Raw genomic sequence first — 17,250 nt, forward strand, 5'->3', positions numbered from 1 at the left:
TTGATCTGGCTGTCTTTCTAGCAGGCGAAATGCTCTGGTCGACCGGTTTTTCCGGTGCGGCGCTCGGATTTACCAACGAAGCCACGGGAACCGGAGCGGGCGAAGGGCCGCCAAGAATCCGCGGCCTGACCTCGGGTCGGCCCTTTTCATGTGCGACATTTGGTGGCAGGCTGCGCCCCACGTAGTGGCCGCAGAGCCACTTGGCGCAACGCGCACGCAACAACACTGAAATTGGGAGAATTTCATGACATTCAAATCTTGTTTGGCGGCCGGTGCAACAGCGCTGGCGCTGAGTGCCGGGTCCGTCTCGGCACAGGCGCTGGTTTATTGCTCGGAAGGTTCGCCAGAGGGATTCGATCCGGCGCTCTATACCGCCGGAACGACCTTTGACGCCTCAAGCCACCCGATCTACAACCGCCTGGCCGAGTTCAAGGTCGGCACAACCGAGGTGATCCCGGCGCTGGCCGAAAGCTGGGAAGTCAGCGACGATGGCAAGAGCGTCACGTTCAAGCTGCGCCAGGGGGTCAAGTTCCACGGCAATGCCAACTTTACCCCGACCCGCGACTTCAACGCCGATGACGTGGTCTTCAGCTTTGACCGCCAGGGCAACGAAGAGAACCCGTATTACACGGTGTCCGGCGGCACCTGGGAATATTACGGCGGCATGTCGATGCCCGACCTGATCGAGTCGATCGACAAGGTCGACGACTATACGGTCACGTTCAACCTGACCCGTCCCGAAGCGCCCTTCATTGCCAACATGGCGATGGATTTTGCCTCGATCGTGTCCAAGGAATATGCCGACGCGATGATGGAAGCCGGCACGCCCGAGATGCTGAACCAGGCCCCCATCGGCACCGGACCCTTCGTGTTCCAAGCCTATCAGAAAGACGCGGTCATCCGCTATGTGCGCAATGACGATTACTGGGGCGACCCTGCGCGTGTCGAAGCGCTGATCTTTGCGATCACGCCCGATGCCAGCGTGCGCTATCAAAAGCTGCAAGCGGGTGAATGCCATGTCATGCCCTATCCGAACCCCGCCGACATTGCCGACATGAAGGCAAACGAAGGCGTCGTGGTGATGGAGCAAGAGGGCCTGAACGTGGGCTACCTCGCCTACAACACCACGGTTGCCCCCTATGACAACCCCAAGGTGCGCAAGGCGCTGAACATGGCGATCGACAAGCAGGCGATCATCGACGTGGTGTTCCAGGGGGCCGGCCAGATCGCCAAGAACCCGATTCCGCCGACCATGTGGTCATATAACGATGCCATCGTGGACGATCCCTATGATCCCGAAGCCGCCAAGGCCGCGCTCGAAGCAGAAGGCGTCAGCGATCTGAAGATGAAGATCTGGGCGATGCCGGTACAACGCCCCTATAACCCCAACGCGCGCCGCATGGCCGAGTTGATGCAGGCGGATTTCGCCAAGATCGGTGTCGAGGTCGAAATCGTGTCCTATGAATGGGGCGAGTACCTGTCGCGCTCGCGCGAGTTGGACCGGGACGGCGCGATCCTTCTGGGCTGGACCGGCGACAATGGCGACCCGGACAACTTCCTTGCCGTGCTGCTGGGGTGTGACGGCCGCGAGAACTCGAACCGCGCCCAATGGTGCCACGAGCCCTTCGAAGAGCTGATCCAGCAGGCCAAGATGCTGCCGACCCAGGAAGAACGCCAGCCGCTCTATGAGCAGGCGCAGGTGATCTTCAAGGAACAGGCCCCCTGGGCGACCATCGCGCATTCGGTTGTCTACATGCCGATGCGTCCCGAGGTCGACAATTACGTGGTGCACCCGCTGGGTGGTCACATCTTCAACGCCGTCGGCCTGAAGTAACCACGACCGGAGCGGCGCAGTTTGTGCCGCTCCGCCAATTTCACGCAGCGAAAGTCAGCCACGTGACCCATTCCCTCGCCAACAGCCTGTCGCAATATGCCGCTGTCGCCCGCGATCTGGATGTCGACGCCATCGGGCTGGTGCCGGGCCCGAATTTCACCCGCGCCCTGAACCACAGTTTCATGAGCCACGAACGCCCGTTCCTGCTGGTGATCCGCGCCCGCGGCCCGGCGGCGGCGCTGGTGCCCAATCTCGAACTGCGCAGCTGGGACCTCGTGGGGTTTGACGGCGCGGTGTTCGACTGGCGCGATCAGGATGGCTATGACGCCGCCTTTGCCGCGCTGATGGGGCATCTTGAGATTGCCTCGCTGGCCGTCGAAGGCCAGGTGATGCGGGTCTTTGTGCATCACGCCCTGAAAACCGCGCAGCCAGACCTGCGCATCATTGATGGCGAGCGGGCGATCTCGGGCCTGCGGATGATCAAGACCGCCGATGACATCGCCGCCATGCGCTCCGCCATCGAGATTTCCGAGCGCGCCCTGGCCCGCACCCTGGACAGCGTGCGCATCGGGCAGAGCGAAACCGATATCGAACAGGTCCTGATCCAGTCCCTGTTTGCCGAGGGGGCCGAGGACATGGCCTTTGGCCCGATTGTCGCCGCCGGTGACAATTCCGCCCGCCCCCATGCCCATGCCCGCGCCGGTTACGCGGTCAGGCCGGGCGATGCCCTGCTGATAGATTTCGGCGCGCGCAAGCATGGCTTTGCCGCCGACATCACCCGTACCGTGTTTCTGCAACATGCCACAGACGAGGCGCAGCAGGTCTATGACACGGTGCTGCGCGCCAACCTGCGCGGCTTCGAGATGACCCGTGCCGGCGTCACCGCGCACCAGATCGACGATGCGGTGACCGGCGTGCTCGAAGCCTCGCCCTATGCCGACCGCATCCGCACCAAGACCGGCCACGGGCTGGGCCGCGATGTACACGAAGCCCCCTATATCATGCGCGGCAACCACTTGGCCCTGCCTGCCGGAACGGTCTATACCAACGAGCCGGGCCTCTACGACATCGGCAATTTCGGGGTGCGTATCGAGGATGACGTGCTGATCACCGACGATGGCTGCACCTCGCTGACCACCTATCCCAAGGAGCTGACGATCCTGCCATGCTGAAATATCTCGGTTCCCGCCTGCTGACCTTCATTCCGACCTTTCTCGGCGTCACGCTGATTTCCTTTGCGTTCATCCGGGTGTTGCCGGGTGATCCGATCATCGTGATGGCCGGGGAACGAGGCCTGACCGAGGAACGATACCAGGAACTGACCGAACAATTCGGCTTTGACCGGCCGATCTATGTTCAGTTCTGGGATTACTTTACCGGTGTCTTGCAGGGGGATCTGGGCAATTCCTTTGTTACCAAGCGCCCGGTCTGGGACGAGTTCTTTTCGCTCTTTCCCGCGACACTGGAACTGGCGGTCTGCGCCATGGTCTTTGCTGTCGTGATGGGGCTGCCCGCCGGTGTCATCGCCGCCGTGAACCGGGGCAAGTTCTTTGATCGTGCGCTGATGAGCTCGGCGCTTGTGGGCTATTCGATGCCGATCTTCTGGTGGGCGCTGCTGTTGATCATCGTGTTCTCTGGCAATCTCGGCTGGACGCCCGTATCGGGGCGGATCGACCTGGTCTATTACTTCCCCAACGCCACCGGCTTCATGCTGATCGACAGCCTGATGTCGGGCCAGAAAGGCGCCTTTGCCTCGGCGGTGCGGCACCTGATATTGCCCGCCATCGTCCTGGGCACCATCCCCCTGGCGGTGATCGCGCGCCAGACCCGGTCGGCGATGCTCGAAGTGCTGGGCGAAGACTATATCCGCACCGCCCGCGCCAAGGGCATGTCGCCGCGCCGGATCAACGGCGTGCACGCCCTGCGCAATGCCCTGATCCCGGTGATCACGGTGATCGGCCTGTCGGTGGGCACCCTGTTGGGCGGCGCGATCCTGACCGAGACCATCTTTAGCTGGCCCGGCATCGGCAAGTGGATGCTCGACAGCATTTTCCGCCGTGACTATCCGGTTGTGCAGGGTGGCCTGCTGCTGATCGCCGTGATGGTGATGGTGGTGAACCTGACCGTCGATGTCCTCTATGGCGTCATCAACCCCAAGATCAGGAAGCGCTGAGATGACCGACGCAACCGCCCCCGCCGAAACCGACCGCCCCGGCCGCCTGCGCGAATTCTGGTTCTATTTCCGTGAAAATCGCGGCGCGGTCTTTGGTCTCTGGGTCTTTGCCGCCTTTGTCATCTGCGCAGCGCTCGGCCCCTGGCTGGCCCCCTATGACCCGACCGAACAGTTCCGCGAATTTGCCCTGCTGCCCCCCGCCTGGCAGGACGGCGGCAGCTGGGCCTATCCCCTGGGCACCGATCCGCTGGGGCGGGACATGCTGTCGCGGCTGATCGAAGGCGCGCGCTATTCGTTCTTTGTCGGGGTCATCGTCGTGACCGTCGCCGCCAGCGGCGGCATCCTGATCGGCATGATCGCCGGCTTCGCCCCGCAATGGCTGGACAGCATCATCATGCGGATCATGGACGTGATCCTGGCCTTTCCGTCGCTGCTCCTGGCGCTGGTACTCGTCGCGATCCTCGGCCCCAGCCTGACCAACGCGATGATCGCTATCGCCATCGTGCTGCAACCCCATTACGTGCGCCTGACCCGCGCCAGCGTGCTGGCGGAAAAGCAGAAAGATTACGTGACATCGGCCCGCGTGGCCGGGGCCGGATTGCTGCGGCTGATGTTCGTGACCGTGCTGCCCAACTGCCTTGCGCCGATCATCGTGCAGGGGGCGCTGTCGTTTTCGACCGCGATCCTCGATGCCGCGGCCCTTGGTTTTCTGGGCATGGGGGCCCAGCCGCCCACTCCCGAATGGGGCACCATGCTGGCCGAGGCGCGCGAATTCATCCTGCGCGCCTGGTGGGTGGTGACATTCCCCGGTCTTGCCATCCTGGTCACCGTTCTGGCGATCAACCTGATGGGTGACGGGCTGCGCGACGCCCTCGATCCGAAACTGAAGCGGAGCTGACCCATGAGCCTTTTGCGCATCCGCAATCTCAGCGTCGATTTCTCGACCTCCTCGGGCAAGTTCCGCGCGGTGGATTCCGTTGATGTCGATGTCGACACCGGCGATGTTCTGGCCATCGTGGGCGAATCCGGTTCGGGCAAGTCGGTTTCGATGCTGGCCCTGATGGGGCTCTTGCCCTGGACCGCCACGATCAGCGCCGATGAAATGATGTTTGACGGTCACGACCTCAAGACCATCAGCGCCAGCGCCCGCCGCCGCATCGTCGGCAAGGATCTGGCGATGATCTTTCAGGAACCGATGTCGTCGCTGAATCCCTGTTTCACGGTGGGCTGGCAGATCAAGGAGGCGTTGCGCTTTCACCTCGGGCTTGACCGCAAGGCGCGCCATGCCCGCGCCATCGAACTTTTCGAGCAGGTCGGCATCCCCGCCCCGGAAAAGCGCCTGTCGGTGTTCCCGCACCAGATGTCGGGCGGCATGAACCAGCGGGTGATGATCGCCATGGCCATCGCCTGCAATCCCAAGCTGCTGATCGCGGATGAACCGACCACCGCGCTGGACGTGACCATTCAGGCGCAGATCCTCGACCTGCTGGTCAGCCTGCGCAATGACACCGGCATGGGGCTGGTACTGATCACTCATGACATGGGCGTGGTGGCCGAAACCGCCGAACGGGTCAGCGTGCAATATGCCGGCCAGAAGATCGAGGAACAGCCCGTCGCCGGGCTCTTTGCCACGCCGCATCACCCCTATACCGCCGCCCTGCTCAGCGCCCTGCCCGAACGCGCGACCGAAAAGCGATTGCCGACCATTCCCGGCGTGGTGCCGGGGCAATTCGACCGGCCCAAAGGGTGCCTGTTCTCGCCGCGCTGCCAGTTTGCCGACGCCAGGTGCAAGGCCGAACCGCCGGTGCCCCAACCGGACCCGATGGGCCGGGCGCGGTGCCACTATCCGCTGAATGGCGACGAGAGGATTGCATCATGAACGCCCCGGTGATGAGCGCAAGCGCATTGGCGCGGCACTATGAAGTCGGGGGCGGCATGTTCCGCAAACCGCAGGTCCTGCGCGCGGTACAGCGGGTCGATTTCAACCTCTATGCCGGGCGCACGCTGGCCGTGGTGGGTGAATCCGGCTGTGGCAAATCCACCCTCGCGCGCATGGTCACGATGATCGAGGAACCCACGGCAGGTGAATTGACGCTGGATGGCAAGCCGGTGGTAAAATCGTCCTGGCCGGACCTGCGCACCGATGTGCAGATCGTGTTTCAGGATCCGTATGGATCGCTGAACCCGCGCCAGCGGATCGGCACCATCCTGATGGAACCGCTGGTCATCAACCGCCCCGGCATGTCCGCCGCCGAACGCGAGGCCAGGGCCCGCGAGATGATCGGGCTGGTCGGGCTGCGCCCCGAGCATTTCGACCGCTACCCGCACATGTTCTCGGGCGGACAGCGGCAACGCATCGCGATTGCCCGCGCGCTGATGCTGGACCCAAAGGTGCTGGTGCTGGACGAACCGGTTTCGGCGCTGGACGTGTCGATCCAGAGCGCGGTTCTGAACCTGCTGGTCGATCTGCAAGAGCGGATGAACCTTGCCTACCTGTTCATCAGCCATGACCTGAGCGTGGTACGCCATGTCTGTGACGACATCATCGTGATGTATCTGGGGCAAGCGGTTGAAACCGGACCGAAAGAGGCGGTGTTCGCGGCCCCCAGGCATCCCTATACCAAGGCGCTGCTCTCGGCGACGCCGCGCGCCGAACCGGGGGCCAACAAGGACCGGATCAAGCTGACCGGAGAGCTGCCCTCGCCGATGGCGAACCTGCCCGGTTGTCCGTTTGCGCCGCGCTGCTGGAAGGTTCAGGAGGTTTGCCGCACCGAGCGCCCGCCGCTCGCGGGTGACGATCACGCGGCGGCCTGTCATTTCCCGCTGGACGGGGACGGCTGATACGCCGCCCCGCCACACCCGCAAGAGGTGCTGTCTCAGGTGCCCGCAAAAGGGGCTTGCTCAAGATCGGCCCGGATGTCCTCATCCAGCGGCGTTTCAAACGTATTCAGAATGAATCCCAGCGTGGAATAGAACCCCACCGTTGCCATCAGGTCAAAGACGGCGTCGCGCCCGATTGCCTGGCCGAGCGCGTCACGGGTCGCCACGCCGAGCCCGCCATTGTCAAAGAGTTCATCCACCGCCCGCGCCAGGAGACCATCGGTCGGGGCCATGTCGGAAACCGCGCCGCGCAGCGTGGCGATGCGCGCATCGTCAAGCCCCCGGCCGCGGGCGCGAACCACGTGCTGGTTCCATTCATAATCCGAGCCAAGCCGGACGCCGGTGCGCAGGATCACCACCTCGGACAATTGCGGCCCAAGCGCGGTCCGGTTGACCACATGTTCGCGCAGATCGGACCAGGCGCGCAGCAGCGCCGGGTGATGCGCCATCGTGCGGTACACGTTCAGCCCGCCGGCAAATCCGTGTTTCATGTCGTCAATCGGATCGGGCCAGTCCGCGTCTGACAGCGGCGCGCACTGCAACGCGCCGGGGTCGCCCTGCCCTGCCTCAGACATAAGAGGTATCCACCGGCTGGAACTTGTCCGCCCGCGCCCGGTTCCAGCGCAGCAGATAGCCGAACTCGTCCTCTTCCTCGCGCAGCAGAAAGCCCTCGGGCAGATAGGGATAGACCTCTTGTCCGGTCACCATGTCGCGGTCGGATTCGCGGGTCAGCAGGTGATGCGGCAGGAACTTGCCCGGATGATCGAGCCCCGCCGCCCCGGTCATCTCGCCCAACGCCTTGAGCGTGTTCTGGTGAAACCGGAAAACGCGCTCGGATTTGCGGGTCACGTCAAGCGCCCGCTGGCGCAGCGGGTCCTGTGTCGCCACGCCGACCGGGCAATGGTTGGTGTGACAGGCCTGTGCCTGGATGCAGCCCACCGCGAACATGAACCCGCGTGCCGAATTTGCCCAATCCGCCCCGAGCGCCAGCACCTTGGCCATGTCAAAGGCGGTGACCACCTTGCCCGACGCTCCGATCTTGAGCTTGTCCCGCAGGCCGACGCCGCGCAGCGTGTTATGGGCAAAGGTCAGCCCCTCGACCAGCGGCATCCCCATGTGATTGGCAAACTCGAGCGGAGCTGCACCGGTGCCGCCCTCCTTGCCATCCACGACGATGAAATCGGGCACCACACCGGTTTCCAGCATCGCCTTGACGATACACATGAATTCGCGCCGATGCCCGATACAGAGCTTGAAGCCCACCGGTTTGCCATCGCCGTTTTGCCGCAGCGTCGCGATGAATTCCATCATCTCGATCGGTGTCGAAAACTCGGGATGCGCCGCCGGTGAAACGCAATCCTGCCCCATGGGAATGCCACGCGCCTCGGCGATTTCTTCCGAGATTTTCGAGGCAGGCAACATGCCGCCATGCCCCGGTTTGGCCCCCTGGCTCAGCTTGAGTTCGATCATCTTGACCTGCGGATTGGCCGCCTGGTCGCGGTACCTGGCAACATCGAACCGGCCATCCGGTGTCCGGCAGCCAAAATATCCCGAGCCGATTTCATAGATCAGGTCGCCGCCGCCCTGCTTGTGATACCGGCTGATCCCGCCCTCGCCGGTGTCATGGGCAAAACCGCCCTTTTTCGCGCCGGTATTCAGGGCCATGATCGCATTGGCCGACAGCGCGCCAAAGCTCATCGCCGAAATGTTGTAGATCGAGGCGTCATAGGGTTTCGTGCAATGCTCGCCACCGATGTGAACACGGAAATCGGTATCCTCGATATGCAAGGGCACCACCGAATGGGTGATCCATTCATAGCCCGAGTCATAGACCCGCGCGCGGGTGCCGAATGGCCGCTTGTCCTCGACCCCCTTGGCGCGTTGATAGATGATCGAACGCTTGTCGCGGGAAAACGGCTCTTCGTCCTGGTCGCTTTCGATCAGGTACTGGCGGATCTCCGGGCGGATGCCCTCGAACAGAAAACGCATATGCCCGATCACCGGATAGTTGCGCAGGATCGAGTGGCGGTTCTGCACCACGTCATACACGCCAATCCCGCTCAGATAGGCAAACAACACGAAAGGCAGCAGGAACCACCAGCTATAGGCCACGCCGATCAGCGACAGCACCGACAGCGCCGCCACGCCCGCAAAAACCAGAAACCTCATTGATCTTCTCCGTCTCGGGTCAGATGACCGCGGAAATTGCTGTTTCGACCTTGTCGGTCAGTTCGTCGAGCTGATCGTCGCTGATTATGAAGGGCGGCGCGAGCAGGATGTGATCGCCCCGCTTGCCGTCAATCGTGCCCGACATGGGATAAAAGACCAGCCCGGCCTCGAACCCGGCCTTCTTGATCTTGCCCGCGATGCCGCGCGACGGATCGAAGGGTTCCTTGGTGTCGCGGTTTTCAACAAGCTCGATGCCCCGGAACAACCCGCGCCCGCGCAGATCGCCCACATGGGGATGCTGGCCGAACCGCTCCACAAGCCGCTGGTGCAGCTTGTCACCCTGTTCGCGAACCCGTGGCAACAATCCCCGGTTCAGGATCGCCGACACCACGGCGAGCCCCCCCGCCGCGGCGGCCGGGTGGCCGATATAGGTGTGGCCGTGTTGGAAAAAGCCGCTACCATCTGCGATGGTGTCATAAACACCGGAAGTACAGAGCATTGCGCCGATCGGCTGATAGCCCGCGCCCAACCCCTTGGCGATACAGGCAATATCCGGCGCAACGCCATCCTGTTCGCAGGCAAAGAGCGTGCCGGTCCGGCCCATGCCGCACATCACCTCGTCCAGGATCAACAACACGCCATACTTGTCGCAAATCTCGCGGATACGGCGGAAATATCCCGGCGCGGGGGCCAGCGCCCCGGCGGTCGCACCGACCACCGGTTCCGCCATGAACGCCATGACCGTCTCGGGGCCGACCCGCAGCAACTCGTCCTCAAGCGCGTTGGCGGCGCGCAGGCCGTACTCCTCGGCGCTCTCGTCCTCGTGACGCAGACGGTAGTCATAGCAGGCGTCGATATGGCTCACATCCAGCAGCAACGGACCAAACTGGGCCCGGCGCCATTCATTGCCGCCCGCCGACAGCGCGCCGATGGTATTGCCGTGATAGCTTTGCTTGCGCGCGATCAGCCGTCCCCGCTGTGGTTCGCCCTTTTCGACCCAATATTGCCGCGCCAGCTTGATCGCGGATTCCGTGGCCTCGGACCCTCCCGACACGAAATACACCCGGTCAAGATCGCCGGGGGCGTGGTCGATCAACAGATCCGCGAGCGTTTCCGCCGGTTCCGACGTGAAGAACCCGGTATGGGCAAAGGCCAGCTTGTCGAGCTGTGCCTTGATTGCCGCGGTGACCTCGGCGTCGCTGTGACCAAGGCAGGATACCGCCGCCCCGCCCGAGCCATCCAGATAGCGTTTTCCGTTGCTGTCGATCAGGTAACACCCGTCGCCCGCAACCGCGGTCGGGGGATTCAGTTTCGAATGGCGGGGAAATACATGTGACATTGGTCGTTCCAATTTGTCCTCAAGCGAGTCAGGCCGGACCCCGGCAAGGGATCCGGCCTGATCGTGTCAGCCTATCGTCTGTCGCCCGCCATGCAATATCACTTCTGCGTGGCGGAGCGCCTTGTGCCTATTCGGCCATCGCATCCGCAAGCGCGGCTTCAAAGATCGCGAGACCTTCCTCGATGATCGCGTCCGACGCGGTCAGCGGCACCATGATGCGCAGCGCGTTGCCATGCATGCCGCAGGCCAGCAGGATCAGTCCGCGTTTCAGGGCATGGGCGATGACCGATTTGGTCAGGGCCGCGTCCGGCGCGGCGGTTTCGAAATCGGTGACGAACTCGACCGCGAGCATGCCGCCGAGACCGCGAATGTCCCACATCCGGTAGGGGGCCGTGCGCGCCCCGATCTCGGCAAAGCGGGCGCGGAAGGTCTCGCCAAGCGCGATGGACCGGCCCAGCAGACCTTCGGCCTCGATGGCCTCGATCGCCGCCAGCGCCGCGGCGCAGGCCACCGGGTTGCCGCCATAGGTGCCGCCCAGACCGCCGGGCGCAGCGGCGTCCATGACCTCGGCGCGGCCAACCACCCCGGCAATCGGATAGCCACCGGCCATCGACTTGGCGACGGTGATCAGGTCGGGCGCAACGCCGCTGTGCTCGATCGCGAACCATTTGCCGGTGCGGCCAAAGCCCGACTGGATCTCGTCCGCGATGAGCAGGATGCCATGCTGGTCACAGATCGCGCGCAGGGCTTGCCACATTTCGACGGGAACCGGGTGATAGCCGCCCTCGCCCAGCACCGGCTCGAGGATGATCGCGGCAACCCGCGACGGATCGGCATCCGTAAGGAACAGGGTTTGCAACGCCTTGAGCGCGTCATCCACGGTGACACCGTTGCGGGCATCCGGGAACGGCGCGCGGAAGATGTCGGTCGGGAACGGGCCAAAGTCCTTCTTGTAGGGGTTGACCTTGCCGGTCATGCCCAGCGTCAGGTTGGTGCGCCCGTGATATCCGCCCGAAAACGCGATCACGCCGGGGCGGCCGGTGGCGGCACGGGCGATCTTGACAGCGTTTTCAACCGCTTCCGCGCCGGTGGTCACAAGCAGCGATTTCTTGGCGAAATCACCCGGGGCCAGCGCGTTCAGCTTTTCGGCCAGCGCCACATAGGGTTCATACTGCACCACTTGAAAGCTGGTGTGGGTATAGAGGTCTTCCTGGGCCTTGGCCGCTTCGATCACCTTGGGGTGACGGTGGCCGGTGTTCAGAACCGCGATACCGCCGGCAAAATCGATGAAGCGGTTGCCTTCCACATCCCAGAGCTCGGAATTCTCGGCGCGGGCGGCAAAGACCGGAGCCGCCGACGCGACCCCACGGGCCACCGCGGCTTCCCGCCGCTGGAGCAGCGCCGCGTTGCTTGCAGCGGCGACCTTGGCCTTGGCGGTGGTCGTCTTGGCCGTGCTGGTCTTGGTTGCGGCGGTCTTGGTTGTGCTACGACGCGTGCGGGTCTTGGACGCGGCCGGCTTCTTGGTCTCTGCCTTGGTTGCAGTGGTCATCTCGCTCTCCATCTGAACGGCTGATCAAAATCATCATTTCGTGCTTAATATTATTCTCAAACCGAGGCAAGCCTTTCCACAGCGCATTGCCCATTTTTTAAACAACCTGAATTTACTGTTTGTTATCAGACCACAAGATGATTGACGCGAGAACGCCCCAAGGGTTAATATTTCAATCAAAGAGATCAGCAAGAGGTGAAACCCGTGGATATTGGCGGCAAACTCAAGTCCGTGCGGGAGACACGCGGCCTGACTCAGCGGGATCTTGCCGGGCGCGCCGGGCTGACCAACGGTGCGATTTCCCTCATCGAGCAGAACAAGAGCAGCCCCTCGGTTGCCTCTCTCAAACGGCTGCTGGATGCGATCCCGATGACGATGTCGGAATTCTTCTCCGAGTTCGAAACCAACGATTCGCCGAAATACTTCTACAATGCCGACGAATTGATCGAATTGTCGCCGCAGGATATGGGGCTTGGTTCGGCTGCGGCGCGGGTGTCCCTGCGCCAGGTCGGCGATGCATCGCGCCACGCCCTGCAAATGCTGCACGAAGTCTATCCGCCGGGCGCGGATACTGGCCCCGACCTTCTGAGCCACGATGGGGAAGAGGCGGGGATTGTCGTCGCAGGTGTCGTCGAAATCACCGTGGACGACCAGATTCGCGTGCTAAACCCTTGGGATGGTTACCTCTTTGACAGCCGCCTGCCGCACCGGTTCCGCAATATCGGTGAAAAGGACTGCGTGATCATCAGCGCCTGCACCCCGCCCACATTCTGATATCCCGCCGCCCGGATGCCATCGCCGCGCGCGATCCGGCGCGCAGCGCAACCGGGGCACACCCGATCCAGGCATCTGTCACAGTCCGGCTCCCTGCCGAGAATCGCGCAACCCCGCCTCCCCCAACCGCCGAGACCTGGCATCACGCGCCTTTGGCCACCCGCTTTTTCTTGAAAGCACGGGGAGCGACGGTTAACCTTTTGTTCATCTGCCAAAGTCCGCGCGCGGCATCTCTTGTCGCAATTGGACCGGCGGACAGACGACCCGTCGGCATTCACACAGGTGCCGGCCTTTTCCAGCCGGAGACATCGCAACGCGGCGTCATTGAACCGGCCACGATTTGAGAACCGCCGGGGTCGCAGCCTTTGCGACGATTTCAACCGGCCTTGCATTTCTGAACGCTCGGGAGGCGTCAGTTTAGTGGTATCGGGTTTCGCGGTGATAGACGGAATGACCTTGGCGGGGCGCGCAGCGCGAGCACCATTGGTACGGCTTGTTTCACCATTGAAATCAACCTGCCCCCCTGGAAATGCTGATATTGCCGTTGGGCTTCTTGCCCTGCGGCCGATCTTTGCGACAACCGTGGCACCCTGCCCTGGTGCAGCCCCGCGCGTCGCCCCCACCCGCACGGAACCGCCCCGGCCCCGTTCCCGTGCCCTTTGGACCGACGGTCAGTCGACCCGGCCCGTCCCCCTGTTTTTCACGGTTCCAAGCAGCAACGAGACTGCCCTCAGCCGTATCTGAACGCCCTCCCGTGACGGGACGGTGCATGACCTTGTTATTTTGGAGACCGACATCATGACCATTCTTGCCTTTTTGCGTGCCACTGCGACCGACATCTGCCTGCCCGGTGATGACCGCGACAGCGACATCCAGCAGATTGACCCGATCCAGGCGCAGCGCATCCGTGGCGGCATGCCCGCGCCCGATCCGGCCCATGATGCCGATGACGGCGACGAGGGCGACGAGACCAACGAAGGCAACGAAGACGACGAAGGCGACGAAAACGACGAGGGCAACGAGCTCGACGAAGACGACGAAGGCAATGAGGGCGACGAATTCGACGAGGGCGACGAAGGCGACGAGAACAACGAAGGCGACGAGGGCAATGAAGGCAACGAGGGCGACGAGAACAACGAGGACAACGAAGGGGATGAGGGCGATGAAACGGGCCTGAACTCGGAAGGCGACGAGGGCAACGAGGGCGATGAGGGCAACGAGGACGTGGAAGGCGACGAAGGCGACGAGGCCGACGAAGGTGACGAAGGCAACGAAGACAACGAGAATGACGAGGGCGACGAGGGCAACGAGGGCGACGAAGCCAACGAGGATAACGAGAACGACGAAGGTGACGAAGGCAACGAGGGCGACGAAGCCAACGAAGACAACGAGGGCAACGAATTCAACGAAGGCGACGAAGGCGATGAAGCCGACGAAGGCAACGAAATCCACGACGAGGGAAATGAGGGCAACGAGGACAACGAGGGCGACGAAAACGATGAGAACAACGAAGGCGACGAGGGAAATGAGAGCAACGAAGGCGACGAGGGCAACGACCAGGGCGACGAAGGCAACGAAATCACCCCTGATGACGAGGGCAACGAAGACAACGAAGGCAACGAAGATGACGAAGGCAATGAAGCCGGCCTAGACGAAGGCAACGAGGGGAACGAGGGCAACGAGAACGACGAAGGCAACGAAGCGGGCCTGGACGAAGGCAACGAGGGGAACGAAGGCAACGAGGGTGACGAGGGTATCGGCGCCGGTCAGGACGAGGGCAACGAGGGCAACGAAGGCAACGAAGGCGATGAAGGCAACGAAGCCGGACAGGATGAAGGCAACGAGGGCAACGAAGACGGCAGCCCGGATGACGAGGGCAACGAAGGCAACGAGGGCAACGAGGGTGACGAAGGCATCGGTGCCGGTCAGGACGAAGGCAACGAAGGCAACGAGGGCAATGAGAATAACGAAGGCAACGAGGCCGGGCTCGATGAAGGCAACGAGGGCAACGAGGATGACGAGGGCGATGAAGGCAACGAAGACGGCGTCGACGAAGGCAATGAGCACAACGAGGGGGACGAAGGCAACGAGGGGATAGACCCCGGCCAGGACGAGGGCAACGAGGGCAATGAAGACACGCCGGACGACGACGGCGATGAAGGCAACGAGAACAACGAAGGCGATGAAAACGACGAGGGTGACGAAGGCAACGAACTCGACGAAGGCAACGAGGGCGATGAAGGCGACGAGTTCGACGAAGACGACGAGGGCAACGAGTTCCAGGACGAGAACGACGAACACAACGAATATGACGAAGGCGACGAGGGAGACGAAGGCGACGAGGCCAATGAAGACGACGAAGGCGACGAACATGACGAGAGCGATGAAGGCGACGAGATAGACGAAGACAACGAGGGCGACGAGGGCGACGAAGGCAACGAGGGCAACGAAGCCAACGAGGATAACGAAGGCGACGAAACCGACGAGGGCAATGAAGGCAACGAAGGCAACGAGGACAACGAGCAGGACGAGAACGACGAAGGCAACGAGAACAACGAAGGCAATGAAGGCGACGAAGGCAGCGAGGAAGGCGATGTGCAGTCGACCCTCGACCACCAGCATGACGAGGGCAACGAGTCAGACGAGGGCGACGAGGACAACGAAGACAACGAAGGCGACGAAGGCGACGAGAACAACGAGTCCGACGAGGACAACGAAGGCGACGAAAACGACGAAGGCAACGAAAGCAACGAAGGCAACGAGGACGACGAAGGCGACGAGGGCGACGAGTTCAACGAAGGTGACGAGGCCAACGAAGACGACGAGGGCGACGAGGGCGATGAAGGCAACGAAAACAACGAATTCACGCCGGGCGATGGCGGCGATGAAGGCGACGAAAACAACGAGAATGACGAACACGACGAAGGCAATGAAGGCAACGAGGGCGTAGAGGGCGACGAAGACGACGAGGGCAACGAAAACGACGAAGGCAACGAGGACGACGAAGACAACGAAGGCGACGAACACGACGAAGGCGACGAGGCCGACGAGGGCAACGAAAACGACGAGGGCAACGAAGGCAACGAGGGCAACGAAGGTACGGAAGGAGACGAAGGCGACGAGGGCGACGAGGCCAACGAGGGTGACGAAGACGACGCCGCCTTTACCCAGGAGGCCAATGAAGACAACGAAGGCAATGAAGGCAACGAGGGCAACGAAGGCAACGAGGACAACGAAGGCAACGAAGGCGACGAAAGCGGCGAGAACAACGAGGGCGACGAAGGCAACGAGGGCGACGAGAACAACGAGGACAACGAAGGCGACGAGGGCGACGAAGGCGACGAGGGCAACGAAGGCAACGAAGGCAGCGAAGGCGACGAAGGTGACGAAGGTGACGAAGCCAACGAAGGCGACGAGCACAACGAGAATGACGAAGGCGACGAGGGCGACGAAGGCAACGAGACCGACGAGGACAACGAAGCCGACGAGGGTGACGAGGGCAACGAAGGCGATGAGGCCGACGAAGACAACGAAGGCGACGAGGGCGACGAAGGAAACGAAAACAACGAGGGCAACGAAGACAACGAGAATGACGAAGGCGACGAGGGCAATGAAGGCGATGAATTCGTAGCCGGCGACATGGGCGACGAAGGCAATGAAGGCAACGAGAACAACGAAGGCGACGAAGGCGACGAGGGCAACGAAGGCATCGAAGGCAACGAGGACAACGAAGGTGACGAACACGACGAAGGCAATGAAGGCGACGAGATCGACGAAGGCGACGAGAACGACGAGGGCGACGAAGGCGACGAGGGCAACGAAAGCAACGAGGGCAACGAAGGCGACGAACACAACGAAGGCAATGAAGGCGACGAAGGCAACGAAGACAACAACAACGACGAAGGTGACGAGGGCAACGAAGGCGACGAAGGCGAGCCTGACAGCGGCGGTGAAGGCGACGAAGGCGACGAAGGCGATGAATTCAACGAAGGCAACGAGGATAACGAAGGCGACGAGAACGACGAAGGCAATGAAAACAACGAAGGCGACGAAGCCAACGAAGGCGACGAAGGCGACGAGAACAACGAGGGTAACGAGGGCAACGAAGGCGATGAGGGTGACGAGAACGACGAAGGCAACGAGGACAACGAAGGCGACGAGGGCGACGAGGGCAATGAGGGTGATGGGGGAACCCTTCCAGTATTCTCTACCGCTGCCCCCGATGGTTCCTGTGGCGGCTATGCCTGTGGTGCCGATGGTGGTGCCGACGAGGCCGATGCCTGCGGAACCGATGCCTGTGCGGTCGATGCCGGCTCTGGCAGCTATGCCGATGGTTCGGATGACGCCTTTGGTGCCGATCTGGCCGGTGGCCTCGACGCCGATGATCTCGACGCTGGCGTCTGATCCCGCCTAGAAAACCCGAACGCCCGCCACCCGACCGGTGGCGGGCGTTTGGCTTGCAACCGATGCCGTCGGGCGAGCGGCCACTGTCCGTGTGATTGCAACCGCCATCCCCGTGGAGCGACGCCCGC

Annotated in this window: 12 protein-coding genes; 8 read left to right on the plus strand and 4 right to left on the minus strand. The window is 62.5% G+C overall.

The window, feature by feature from the left end:
* The first annotated feature begins 244 nt into the window (after positions 1–244).
* The 6 genes from ACP15R_RS01760 to ACP15R_RS01785 all read left to right on the plus strand — a co-directional run bounded on the left by ACP15R_RS01760 (position 245) and on the right by ACP15R_RS01785 (position 6,848).
* Positions 245–1,834: an ABC transporter substrate-binding protein gene (locus ACP15R_RS01760; RefSeq protein WP_424984645.1), complete on the plus strand. Its 1,590-nt coding sequence runs from the start codon at positions 245–247 to the stop codon at positions 1,832–1,834.
* Between the two features lie 62 nt (positions 1,835–1,896).
* Complete coding sequence (locus ACP15R_RS01765; RefSeq protein ID WP_424984646.1) at positions 1,897–3,006, plus strand: M24 family metallopeptidase; 1,110 nt, start codon at positions 1,897–1,899, stop codon at positions 3,004–3,006.
* Complete coding sequence (locus ACP15R_RS01770) at positions 3,000–4,007, plus strand: ABC transporter permease subunit (protein ID WP_424984647.1); 1,008 nt, start codon at positions 3,000–3,002, stop codon at positions 4,005–4,007. Before ACP15R_RS01765 ends, ACP15R_RS01770 begins: the two co-directional genes overlap by 7 nt.
* A gap of 1 nt (position 4,008) precedes the next feature.
* Positions 4,009–4,905, plus strand: a complete 897-nt coding sequence (locus ACP15R_RS01775; RefSeq protein ID WP_424984648.1) for an ABC transporter permease subunit — start codon at positions 4,009–4,011, stop codon at positions 4,903–4,905.
* A gap of 3 nt (positions 4,906–4,908) precedes the next feature.
* On the plus strand, positions 4,909–5,886 hold the full coding sequence (locus ACP15R_RS01780) for an ABC transporter ATP-binding protein (RefSeq protein WP_424984649.1): 978 nt from the start codon (positions 4,909–4,911) through the stop codon (positions 5,884–5,886).
* Positions 5,883–6,848, plus strand: coding sequence for an ABC transporter ATP-binding protein (locus ACP15R_RS01785; protein WP_424984650.1), 966 nt, complete (start codon positions 5,883–5,885; stop codon positions 6,846–6,848). The genes ACP15R_RS01780 and ACP15R_RS01785 overlap by 4 nt, the downstream gene beginning before the upstream one ends.
* A gap of 35 nt (positions 6,849–6,883) precedes the next feature.
* On the opposite strand, the gene ACP15R_RS01790 is transcribed toward ACP15R_RS01785, so the two are convergent.
* The 4 genes from ACP15R_RS01790 to gabT all read right to left on the minus strand — a co-directional run bounded on the left by ACP15R_RS01790 (position 6,884) and on the right by gabT (position 11,944).
* Positions 6,884–7,462 carry a carboxymuconolactone decarboxylase family protein gene (locus ACP15R_RS01790; protein WP_424984651.1) on the minus strand — a complete coding sequence of 193 codons (579 nt, stop codon included), beginning with the start codon at positions 7,460–7,462 and terminating at the stop codon, positions 6,884–6,886.
* Positions 7,455–9,056: an FMN-binding glutamate synthase family protein gene (locus tag ACP15R_RS01795; protein ID WP_424984652.1), complete on the minus strand. Its 1,602-nt coding sequence runs from the start codon at positions 9,054–9,056 to the stop codon at positions 7,455–7,457. Before ACP15R_RS01795 ends, ACP15R_RS01790 begins: the two co-directional genes overlap by 8 nt.
* Before the next feature lie 19 nt (positions 9,057–9,075).
* Positions 9,076–10,395 carry an aspartate aminotransferase family protein gene (locus ACP15R_RS01800; RefSeq protein WP_424984653.1) on the minus strand — a complete coding sequence of 440 codons (1,320 nt, stop codon included), beginning with the start codon at positions 10,393–10,395 and terminating at the stop codon, positions 9,076–9,078.
* A gap of 127 nt (positions 10,396–10,522) precedes the next feature.
* A complete protein-coding gene (gene gabT / locus ACP15R_RS01805) occupies positions 10,523–11,944 on the minus strand; it encodes a 4-aminobutyrate--2-oxoglutarate transaminase (RefSeq protein WP_424984654.1) in 1,422 nt (473 codons plus the stop codon).
* A 195-nt stretch (positions 11,945–12,139) separates the two neighbouring features.
* On the opposite strand from gabT, the gene ACP15R_RS01810 reads away from it, so the two are divergent.
* Together ACP15R_RS01810 and ACP15R_RS01815 are read left to right on the plus strand one after the other, a co-directional pair.
* The gene (locus ACP15R_RS01810) at positions 12,140–12,718 is read left to right on the plus strand and encodes a cupin domain-containing protein (protein ID WP_424984655.1); all 579 of its coding nucleotides are present in this window, start codon (positions 12,140–12,142) and stop codon (positions 12,716–12,718) included.
* Positions 12,719–13,516: 798 nt separating this feature from the next.
* Positions 13,517–17,122, plus strand: coding sequence for a hypothetical protein (locus ACP15R_RS01815; protein ID WP_424984656.1), 3,606 nt, complete (start codon positions 13,517–13,519; stop codon positions 17,120–17,122).
* The last annotated feature ends 128 nt before the right edge of the window (positions 17,123–17,250 follow it).

Source organism: Microbulbifer sp. S227A (assembly GCF_049800935.1).

Coding starts and splice junctions, on each gene's coding strand:
- ACP15R_RS01775 (WP_424984648.1), top strand. CDS start 4,009: ATGACCGACGCAACCGCCCCCGCCGAAACCGACCGCCCCGGCCGCCTG.
- ACP15R_RS01780 (WP_424984649.1), top strand. CDS start 4,909: ATGAGCCTTTTGCGCATCCGCAATCTCAGCGTCGATTTCTCGACCTCC.
- ACP15R_RS01760 (WP_424984645.1), top strand. CDS start 245: ATGACATTCAAATCTTGTTTGGCGGCCGGTGCAACAGCGCTGGCGCTG.
- ACP15R_RS01790 (WP_424984651.1), bottom strand. CDS start 7,462: ATGTCTGAGGCAGGGCAGGGCGACCCCGGCGCGTTGCAGTGCGCGCCG.
- ACP15R_RS01770 (WP_424984647.1), top strand. CDS start 3,000: ATGCTGAAATATCTCGGTTCCCGCCTGCTGACCTTCATTCCGACCTTT.
- ACP15R_RS01785 (WP_424984650.1), top strand. CDS start 5,883: ATGAACGCCCCGGTGATGAGCGCAAGCGCATTGGCGCGGCACTATGAA.
- gabT (WP_424984654.1), bottom strand. CDS start 11,944: ATGACCACTGCAACCAAGGCAGAGACCAAGAAGCCGGCCGCGTCCAAG.
- ACP15R_RS01815 (WP_424984656.1), top strand. CDS start 13,517: ATGACCATTCTTGCCTTTTTGCGTGCCACTGCGACCGACATCTGCCTG.
- ACP15R_RS01800 (WP_424984653.1), bottom strand. CDS start 10,395: ATGTCACATGTATTTCCCCGCCATTCGAAACTGAATCCCCCGACCGCG.
- ACP15R_RS01795 (WP_424984652.1), bottom strand. CDS start 9,056: ATGAGGTTTCTGGTTTTTGCGGGCGTGGCGGCGCTGTCGGTGCTGTCG.